This is a genomic window from Streptomyces sp. DT2A-34 (genome assembly GCF_030499515.1).
Classification (GTDB): Bacteria; Actinomycetota; Actinomycetes; order Streptomycetales; family Streptomycetaceae; genus Streptomyces.
Genome location: NZ_JASTWJ010000001.1, coordinates 479,369 through 488,418, shown reverse-complemented (window position 1 = coordinate 488,418; position 9,050 = coordinate 479,369). Strand labels below are relative to the sequence as shown.

Below are 9,050 nucleotides of genomic sequence, written 5' to 3'. Positions count from 1 at the left end.
CCGACACAGAGCCGGGCCGGCCGACCGGCCGGCCCGGCCCCAAAGGGCCCATTGGTCCCAAAGATCCCATCAAGTAAGGAGTACGACGCCATGACGGAGCTCGTGATCGGGATAGTGGGGCTCGGCTCGCTGGGCGAGGGGCTGGCCCGTGCGTTGCTCGGCAACGGCACGGAGGTGATCGGCGTCGACCACGACCCGGCCGTGCTGGCCCGGGTGGGTGACCGACTGGACGGGCCGCTGCTCACGCTCGGCGACAGTCCGCTGCTCACCCTCGGCACCGAACCGGCCGACCTCAAACGCGCCGACGTGGTGATCGAGGCCGTACCGGAGGACCGGGCCGCCAAGGAAGCCGTGCTGCGTGGTCTGGTCGAGCTGGTCGAGCCCGGCACGGTCCTGCTCACCACCACGTCCACGCTGTCGGTGGCCGAGCTCGCGATCGCCTCGGGGGCTCCGGACCGGGTCGTCGGCCTGCGCTACTTCCTGCCGCCGCCCGAGGGCGGCAACGCCGCGCTCGTCGAGACCGCCATGGCGGCACGGCGGACGTCCGAACTGGCACGCAGCGTGGCCGCTCTCGCGGACACGGAGGTGGTCTCCCTCGGCGGCCGGCCGAGCGAGGTGGCCGCCGCGCTGGTCCACACATGGCTGAACCGGACCGTCGACCTCGCCGCCGAGGGCTATGCCGACGTAGCGGACATCGACACCGCCATGAGACTCGGCTGCGGCCTCGGGCAGGGCCCGTTCGAGATGCTCGATCTGATCGGTCTCGACACCGTCCAAGCCTCGCTCACGGCCCTGGGCGTCAAGCCCGCCGCGCTGCTCGACCGGCTGGTGGCCGAGGGACGCCTGGGACGCAAGACCGGGCACGGATTCCACCGGTACGACGATGCCGGCGCCCGGGTGCGGACCGGCCGCGTCACCGCCGTCACCGGAACACCCCGCGCGATCACCCGTGCCGGTGTGGCCGGCTCCGGCACCATGGCGCGCGGTATCGCCGAGGTCCTGGCCGTCGCGGGCCTCCCCACCACTCTCGTCGCCCGCACCGCGGACAAGGCCGAGGCCGCCCGGAACGCCGTCGCCGCCTCCCTCGCCCGGTCCGTCAGGAAGGGCCGCATCACCGAGCAGGACCGGCTGGACATCCTCGCCCGGCTCACCACGGGAACGGACTACGCGGGCCTCGCGGACGCCGGCCTCGTCGTCGAAGCCGTCGCCGAGGACATGGCCGTCAAAGCCGCGGTGCTGCGCGCGATCGACGCGCACCTCCCACCGGGCGCCGTCATCGCCACCACCACCTCCAGCCTGTCCGTCACCGAGATCGCCGAGCACACCGGTTGGCCCCGCGATGTGATCGGCCTGCACTTCTTCAACCCGGCACCCGTGATGCGGCTGGTCGAAGTGGTGCGCACCCACCACACCGACCCCGATGTGCACGCCACGGCACACGCGCTGGTGGCACGGCTGCGCAAGACGGCCGTCGACTGCACGGACCGCACCGGGTTCATCGTGAACTTCCTGCTGTTCCCGTACCTCAACGACGCCGTGCGCCTGCTCGCCCGCACCGATGTCACCGTGGCCGAGATCGACGCCGCGGTCAGCACGGCGTACCCGTACCCGATGGGGCCGTTCACCCTGCTCGACACGATCGGACTCGACGTTTCGCTCGCGATCATGGAGATGCTCAGCGGGTCGCAGGGCGCCCCGGCCGAGCCGCTGCGGCAGTTGGTGGCCGCCGGCCACCTGGGACGCAAGACCCGGCGCGGGTTCCGAGTGGCCGAACCGGTGGAGTGAGACTTTCGTGTCGTCGGAGCTACGCTTGACGACAGGACGTGGGGGGCGGCCATCGCCCGCCGAGAGGTGGTTGGGGGTGTCATGACTCAGGAGGCGTTCGGGGAGCGACGGCACGTCGCCGTCTTCAGCGACCCCGAGCACGGGCAGGAACTGTCCATGTTGGCACTGATCGAGGAACTCGTCCGGCGCGGCCACCGGGTCACCTGGGCGACCGGGTCCGAGCTGGCCGCGCGGCTGGCCATTTCGGGGGCGACGGAAGACGGTTGGGACGTCGTGGGGTTCCTCGACGACAGCAGTTCGCCGGTCGACGTCGCACGGGGGTACTTCGCCGACGACCTGCCGGACGTCGTCATCTACGACAAGACCGCCCACGCCGTCGCGGCGGCCATCGAGCCGAGGGCGGCCGGGGAGATCGAACTCGTGCAGGACGAGTTCGTCGACGACGAGTTCCTCGACTTCCTCACCCGCTTCGGGCTGGCGTTCGTGTCCGGAGGGCCCGGGCTGTACCGGCTCGTTCCGGTGTGCTTGGAGCGCTCGGCCCGGCACCAAGGGCACCGGTGACCGGCTCGCCGGAGGCGGATCCGGATCAATGATTGCCTAAGGCACTCACATTGACGCGCGTCACCTTGTGAGGTGCGGTGGTGTGCGGTTTCGGTGCACCTCTGTTGTTCGTGCGGGAAAGTGGCTCGAATGAGTCGGGCTATTTCTAGAGAATGGGAAGAACATGTGAAGAGTTCCGCAATAATTTTCGCGGCCCAGGGGTGCCGGTTCATCAAGACTTGGTAACCTAATTTGGGTTGCAGTGGGTGCCTGCAGGTGCGCACGTCATAGGCGCTTTCTGTCTGTTCCCTGTCGGTCGGCGCCGCTCCAGCCCGCAATTGTGAACTTCCGGCACCGGTGGTGATGCGAGAGGGTTCACGCGTAACGGAGCTGCAATGGAGCGGAAATGGGCCGTGAAACCCAAGGTGGATCTTGGCGGAAAAAGGCCTGTCGGTGCAGGGATCCCAGGGGCCGCCGCGCGGCGTAAGGGCCCTGGTGGCAGCCGGAGGGGTGTCGAGGTGTCCCCCAAGTCGCGTGGTGGGTGGGTCGATCCGACCGGCGGTGCCCGGCGGTGCGCCCTCGGTACTTGGCCGGGTTGTGGTGTGGGTGCTCGCGCAGTCCAAGGTTGATGGGGTTGTCGGAACCCACATCTCACGTTGTCCTGCGGCTCTGGTGACCTGCACCTTTCTATAGAATGTCGGATTTCGCCCGAGTTTCCTCTGTGTGTGATGCGTCGATGAGAACCCCAGGTTACTGACGGATAGTCATCAAATGGTGGGATGGCTTCATTGACCCTGCGATCCGAATTTCCTTACGATCAAGCCCGGGGATTCCCAGAATTCCTCCCGGACGGGCGTCGACTTTCCGGGCGGAGCTAGGATTCGGTACCTCAAATTTAGCTCAAGTGAGGACAGCTTCTATGCAGACTGCCGCCGCTGACTATCTCGGAATTGACCAGTCCACTGGTCCGGCAACGGCTACGAACGTGCCCGAAGTGGATGTGTTCAGAACGCTCCTGGACCGGTCCGGCCTCCTCCTCGCGAGCCTGGACCCCCAGATGCGCGTCGTCGAGGCGAACGAAGAGTTCGTCGACCAGTTCGGCTGCGACCGGCAGACCCTGATCGGCAGCAGCTTCTACGACCTGCTGCATCCCGGTGTGCACGCCCCCATGCGCAAACAGTTCCAACGCCTCCTCGACGGGCGCCGCGAACGCTTCGTCGAGCACCTCGTCGGCATAGGGCCCCGGCAGGCCGTGTTCACCGGAGACATCACTGGCATCGCCGTGCACGCCGCGTGCGGCGAGCTCGTAGGGTTCGTCGTCGTCGTGAACCCGGAGGAGGCCGTACAGCTCAACGCCGTCGTCGTCGACCGCACCCGCATCCTCAGCGAGATCGACGCCCGCATCCTGGAAGGCATAGCCAGCGGCGAGTCCACGATATGCCTCGCCTCCCGCCTGTTCCTCAGCAGGCAGGGCGTCGAGTACCACGTCGGCACCATGCTCAAGAAGCTCAAGGCACCCAACCGCGCCGCCCTCGTCAGCCGCGCATACAGCCTCGGCGTCCTGAGTGTCGGCAGCTGGCCGCCGAAGGTGTCGCCCGACTATGTGAAGTGACCGCCCCGGACGAGCCGGATCCGGACGCCGACGGCCAGGGCCACCGCCCAGAGCCGTCCCGGAACGCCGACGCCCGTCCCCGCACCGAACTCGCCACCCACCGCACCACGTACCACCGCTCGGTCCGTGGACTCCCAGCAGTGGCGCCCATCCGTTCCGCCGCCCGGGCCGTGCACCGCACGACCTGAAGCCCGTCCCCCCACCCGCAACCACCGCGCGCCTCGCGCGCCCCGTGGTCTCATCCCGAGTCGATGGCATCCGTCGGCTCACCTCATTCCTCCCAAGACCGGCGGTCGTGCCCGCCCGCCCGCTGTAGCGCGGCGGGCGGGCCGTCGCACGCCTTTCACTCATGTGCCTCTGCGCCCCCATCTCTCCCAGCCGCTCGCTGCCCACAGCGCCGCTGGACGTCGACCCGTGAGGAAGGACGAGAATGCCGGCAGCGATAGTCGCGGGACTCGGATCATGGCTCCCGCCGAGGGCAGTGACCAACGAGGAACTCACCCACAGACTCGCCACCACGGACGAGTGGATCCGCAGCCGCATCGGCGTCGCCGTCCGACACATGATCGACCCCGGCACGGCGACATCGGATCTCGCCGTCGAGGCTGGCCGGCGCGCCCTACGCTCGGCGGGCGTGCCCGGAGCGGGCGCCGTACTGCTGGCCACCACCACCCCCGACCGGCCCTGCCCCGCGACGGCACCCGAGATCGCCTCCCGCCTCGGCCTCGGCACCGTGCCCGCCTTCGACCTCGCCGCCGTCTGCACCGGCTTCGTCTACGGCCTCGCGGTCGGCGCCGGTCTCATCGCATCCGGACTCGTCGAGTCGCTGCTCGTGATCGGCGCGGACACCTACTCCACGATCCTCGACCCCGAGGACCGCACGTCCTCCGTGATCTTCGGGGACGGCGCAGGTGCGGTGCTGCTGCGCGCCGGTGATTCCGAAGAGCCGGGCGCGCTGGGCCCGTTCGACCTCGGCAGCCACGGCGAACTCGCGGACCTCATCACCGTTCCCGGCGGCGGATCGCGGCAGCGCTCTTCGCCGGCCCCGGCCGACCCGGGCGACCAGTACTTCAGGATGGAGGGCCGCGCGGTCTTCGCCAACGCCGTCGCCCGGATGACCGCCTCGTCGCGGTCCGCGCTGAAGAGCGCCGGGCTGCAGACGTCCGACGTGGACCGAGTCGTCGCGCACCAGGCGAACGCCCGCATCCTGGACGCGGTCGCCACTGAACTGCGGGTGGACCGCGACCGCTTTGTGTCCAACATCGCCCGCGTCGGCAACACCTCAGCCGCCTCGATCCCGCTGGCCCTCGACCACGGTCTACGCGACGGGGAACTGCGGGCCGGCCACCGCGTGCTGCTGACCGCCTTCGGCGGCGGCCTCACCTGGGGGTCGACATCGCTGACGTGGCCCGAGATCGCCCTCGCGGACTAGCGGGGCACCTCGGCGGGGCCGGGCATCAGCGCGGCCCCGCACCACAACTTCCCGAACAGGGCACGTACTTGCTCAGGCCCCGAGCGGCGCGTGGACTTCATCGGTCGGCGAGGTACGGTCCTCCGTCAGGGGCATGACACGCCGAAAGATCGGCACGGCGATCACCGCGACCACCACGTGCATGACCATGAGCGCGAATACGCCGAGCACGTCCGCGCCATCGAGGAAGAACACCGGAACGTCGGCGAGGAAGGACACCCCGACCACGGTCGGCACCAGCTTGCGCAGCACTGCCCGGGGACGCTCGGAACGCCGGCGGATCCGCGCCCACACGACGGCGCCCACGATCACGCCGAGGGTGGTGAGCACCACGTACCCCTTGGGCTGCAAGCCCTGGATCACCTGCGGATCCGAGCCGAGGCTCCGCGCCACCCACGACACCAGGGCATTGCCCGCGCTGCCCAGTACCGCCGCGGCGACGGTACCCAGTACGACCTGGCCGCGATGGAGTTTCTCAATGGTCATGGCACTCCCGTGTCGTCGAGGAGAAGGGGCGGTCCGCCCGACGATAGGGGCGCCGCATCTGGCATGCGGCAAGGAAGTTGCGCGCTTTGCGCTCAGAGCATCACCACCGAGCGCAGGACGTAGCCGTGGTGCATCCGCTCGAACGCCTTCTCCACCGCGTCGAGCTGGATGGTCTCGGTCACGAACAGCATCGGGAAGTCACGCGAAGACGTCCGGCAGCGGCACTTCGAGCTTCATCCGGGCGGTGGTGGGGGACCGGGCTCGCGGCGCGGGGTGGCCCGGAGCCGTCGCCATGGCGGCGTCGACGGCCGTCGCGGGGCGGCGGTCCTGCTGTTGACACGCACCGACCAGGGCGCCTGAAACCAGCCAGCCTGAACCGGCGTCAGCCAACCGGCTTCTCCCACACCGACACATGCTTGCCGCTCTCGCTGGTGAACGGCTCGCGCGTCCAGTCCTGCCACCGGTCGCGCAGCCGGAGTCCGGCGAGGCGGGCCATCAGGTCCAGCTCGGCGGGCCAGATGTAGCGGAACGGGATGGACCAGTGTTCGGCACGGCCATCGGTGAGGGTGACGTAGTTGGAGCTCATCGCCTGCGTGGCGACGTCGTAGGTGTCGAACGCCCAGCGCGACTCGCTGATGTGGAACGGTACGGCGTTCTGCCCGGCCGGGAGTTTCCGCAGCTCGGGAACCATGACCTCGACGACGAAGCAGCCGCCCGGCGCCAGGTGCGCCGCCACGTTGCGGAAGCAGTCGACCTGGGCGTCCTGGGACGTCAGATTCATGAGCGTGTTGAAGACCGGATACGCCGCGGAAAAGCTCTTCTCCACCCGCGTCGACGCGAAGTCCCCGATCGTCACGTCGATCGCGTCGCCGCCGGGCTTGGCGCGCAGCCGGTCCACCATGGCGCGGGACATGTCGATGCCGTGCACCGGCACACCGCGGCCGGCCAGCGGCAGCGCGATGCGGCCGGTGCCGATGCCGAGTTCGAGCGCCGGGCCGCTGCCTGCGAGTTCGGCCAATAGGTCGACCGCGGAGCCCACCACGTCGGGACGGGACATGTCCGCCGTCGACTCGTCGTAGGTGGCCGCGATGTTCTCTCCGAAGTAGCCGTCCGCATCGATCACTTCGCGACCGTACTGCTCCTCGCACGCCCGAAGCACCCGGTTTTTTCGGGGTGTTGACCCCACCGCGCAAGGGGTGCTGGGACGACTGACGTCGGCTTTCTCGCCGCCTACCTTCGTGTCCGTCGAGCGAGAACCAGCACCGAGGAGTCTCAATGAGCCTGTTCAGCAGGAGGAACGTGCTGCGCGGTGGATTGGCCGCCACGACGGCGGGCGTCGCGGCCCCCGCGCTGGGGGCGGGGGCCGCGGCGGCGTCGGGCGAGGGGACGTCCTGCCCTCCGCCGCCCGGCCCGGCCATGGTCGGGCGCGGCGATCCGCGGTACCGGTCCCTGGCGTCCCGTGGCTACAACCGCCGGTTCGTGGGCGAACCGGAGCACGTCTGGGTGGTCGGCACGACCGCGCACGTCGTGAGGGCCGTGCAGCAGGCGGTGGACAGCGGCCGGCGGATCACGGTCCGCAGTGGCGCCCACGGCTTCGAGAACTTCGTCGCCGACCCGGCCGTGGAGGTGGTCGTCGACATGTCCGCCATGAACGGCGTCTCGTACGACCCCGGCCGCCGTGCCTTCGCCGTCGAGGCCGGGGCCCTGCTGGGCGAGGTGTACCGCAGGCTGTACCTGGGCTGGGGAGTGACGATCCCGGCCGGCTGGTGCGCCGACGTCGGCATCGGTGGGCATGTCCTGGGCGGTGGCTACGGCCCGCTGTCCCGGCTGCTGGGCCTTTCCGTCGACCACCTGTACGCCGTCGAGGTCGTCGTCGTCGACCGCGCCGGCCGGGCACGCGGCGTGGTGGCCACAGGCGAACCCTCCGATCCCCACCGGGACCTGTGGTGGGCCCACACCGGCGGCGGAGGCGGCAGCTTCGGCATCGTCACCCGCTACTGGTTCCGGACACCGGGCGCCGACGGCGACGACCCGTCCGGCCTGCTGCCCGCCCCACCCTCCAGCGTGCTGAGTTTCTCGGTCTCCTGGGACTGGCAGAAGCTGGACAGGACGTCCTTCGCCCGACTGGTCCGCAACCACGGCGAGTGGGCCGAACGGCACAGCGCCCCCGACTCGCCGTACCTCGCCCTCTACAGCGAACTCGCGCTCACCCGCCGCCCGTCGGGCACGGTCTTCATGATCGGCCAGGTGGCCGCGGACTCCGGCGCCGAACGGATGCTGGACGAGCATCTCGCCGCGATCAACCGGGGCGTTCCGGTGCAGCCGGTCCGCACGGTGCGGAACCAGTCCTGGCTGGCCGCCGCCCTGGCCGGCTCACCGGGCGACCCCGGCCCCGTCTACCGGCTCAAGGTCAAGTCGGGCTTCCTGCGCCGACGTTTCACCGACCGGCAGATCGACGTCCTGCACCACCACCTCACCCGCGACGACTACGACTACCCGGGCGGCAGCCTGAGCCTCTACACCCACGGCGGCAGGGTCAACACCGTGGCGCCGGACGCGACCGCGACCCCCCACCGCGACGCGAGCATCAAGATGTTCTACGTCAACGGCTGGGAGGACGCCCGCGACGACGCCCGGCACATCGGCTGGCTGCGCGAGCTCTACGAGGACCTGTACGCCGACACCGGCGGCGCCCCCGCATCTGCCGACGGCACCTTCATCAACTACCCGGACACCGACCTCGCCGACCCGGCCCGGAACACCGGCGCCCCCTGGCACGCCCTCTACTTCGGCGACAACTACCGCCGCCTGCAACGCGTCAAGGCGAAGTGGGACCCCCGTGACGTCTTCCACCACGCCCTGTCGATCAGGCGAGCGTGACCCGGTCCGGGCGAGCAGGTTGCCCAGGCGCCGGGCCGCTCAGTCCTTCCAGTCGAGCTGATGCTCCGGCGTGCCGACCGACCTCCCGTACGCGACCGCCTCCGCCTGCCCCGCCTCGTCGCCGCGCCGGTAACGGCTGATCCGATATGCGGCTGGCGCCGCGTGGCCTTCCCGGCGAACACGACGACGCGTTCGTCCCCGGCGGTGAAGTCGGAGTACCAGCCCATCTCCGGCTCCAGCGCCGCCGCCAACGCGTCCGCGAGCCCGGATACGTCG

At 69.9% G+C, this 9,050-nt stretch carries 9 protein-coding genes; 6 read left to right on the top strand and 3 right to left on the bottom strand.

Annotated elements, in window-relative coordinates:
- The first annotated feature begins 90 nt into the window (after positions 1 to 90).
- The 5 genes from QQM39_RS02295 (at position 91) to QQM39_RS02275 (ending at position 5,369) form a co-directional block, all read left to right on the top strand.
- Positions 91 to 1,785, top strand: a complete 1,695-nt coding sequence (locus QQM39_RS02295) for a 3-hydroxyacyl-CoA dehydrogenase family protein (protein ID WP_301994891.1) — start codon at positions 91 to 93, stop codon at positions 1,783 to 1,785.
- An 81-nt stretch (positions 1,786 to 1,866) separates the two neighbouring features.
- Positions 1,867 to 2,346: a hypothetical protein gene (locus tag QQM39_RS02290; RefSeq protein ID WP_301994890.1), complete on the top strand. Its 480-nt coding sequence runs from the start codon at positions 1,867 to 1,869 to the stop codon at positions 2,344 to 2,346.
- 973 nt (positions 2,347 to 3,319) lie between these two features.
- Entirely contained in the window at positions 3,320 to 3,937 is a 618-nt protein-coding gene (locus tag QQM39_RS02285) for a PAS domain-containing protein (protein ID WP_301994889.1), read from the top strand.
- Positions 3,934 to 4,125, top strand: a complete 192-nt coding sequence (locus QQM39_RS02280) for a hypothetical protein (protein ID WP_301994888.1) — start codon at positions 3,934 to 3,936, stop codon at positions 4,123 to 4,125. The genes QQM39_RS02285 and QQM39_RS02280 overlap by 4 nt, the downstream gene beginning before the upstream one ends.
- Positions 4,126 to 4,367: 242 nt before the next feature.
- Positions 4,368 to 5,369 carry a beta-ketoacyl-ACP synthase III gene (locus QQM39_RS02275; RefSeq protein ID WP_301994887.1) on the top strand — a complete coding sequence of 334 codons (1,002 nt, stop codon included), beginning with the start codon at positions 4,368 to 4,370 and terminating at the stop codon, positions 5,367 to 5,369.
- A 72-nt stretch (positions 5,370 to 5,441) separates the two neighbouring features.
- Here QQM39_RS02275 and QQM39_RS02270 read toward each other — a convergent pair whose 3' ends face one another.
- From QQM39_RS02270 to QQM39_RS02260, 3 genes are all read right to left on the bottom strand, one after another.
- Positions 5,442 to 5,894, bottom strand: coding sequence for a DUF6069 family protein (locus QQM39_RS02270; protein ID WP_301994886.1), 453 nt, complete (start codon positions 5,892 to 5,894; stop codon positions 5,442 to 5,444).
- Positions 5,895 to 6,092: 198 nt separating this feature from the next.
- On the bottom strand, positions 6,093 to 6,284 hold the full coding sequence (locus tag QQM39_RS02265) for a hypothetical protein (RefSeq protein ID WP_301994885.1): 192 nt from the start codon (positions 6,282 to 6,284) through the stop codon (positions 6,093 to 6,095).
- On the bottom strand, positions 6,277 to 7,017 hold the full coding sequence (locus QQM39_RS02260) for a class I SAM-dependent methyltransferase (RefSeq protein ID WP_301994884.1): 741 nt from the start codon (positions 7,015 to 7,017) through the stop codon (positions 6,277 to 6,279). Before QQM39_RS02260 ends, QQM39_RS02265 begins: the two co-directional genes overlap by 8 nt.
- Positions 7,018 to 7,169: 152 nt before the next feature.
- Here QQM39_RS02260 and QQM39_RS02255 point away from each other — a divergent pair, with 152 nt between their 5' ends.
- Positions 7,170 to 8,774 carry an FAD-binding oxidoreductase gene (locus QQM39_RS02255; protein WP_301994883.1) on the top strand — a complete coding sequence of 535 codons (1,605 nt, stop codon included), beginning with the start codon at positions 7,170 to 7,172 and terminating at the stop codon, positions 8,772 to 8,774.
- Positions 8,775 to 9,050: the final 276 nt, after the last annotated feature.

Coding starts and splice junctions, on each gene's coding strand:
- QQM39_RS02295 (WP_301994891.1), top strand. CDS start 91: ATGACGGAGCTCGTGATCGGGATAGTGGGGCTCGGCTCGCTGGGCGAG.
- QQM39_RS02290 (WP_301994890.1), top strand. CDS start 1,867: ATGACTCAGGAGGCGTTCGGGGAGCGACGGCACGTCGCCGTCTTCAGC.
- QQM39_RS02275 (WP_301994887.1), top strand. CDS start 4,368: ATGCCGGCAGCGATAGTCGCGGGACTCGGATCATGGCTCCCGCCGAGG.
- QQM39_RS02270 (WP_301994886.1), bottom strand. CDS start 5,894: ATGACCATTGAGAAACTCCATCGCGGCCAGGTCGTACTGGGTACCGTC.
- QQM39_RS02255 (WP_301994883.1), top strand. CDS start 7,170: ATGAGCCTGTTCAGCAGGAGGAACGTGCTGCGCGGTGGATTGGCCGCC.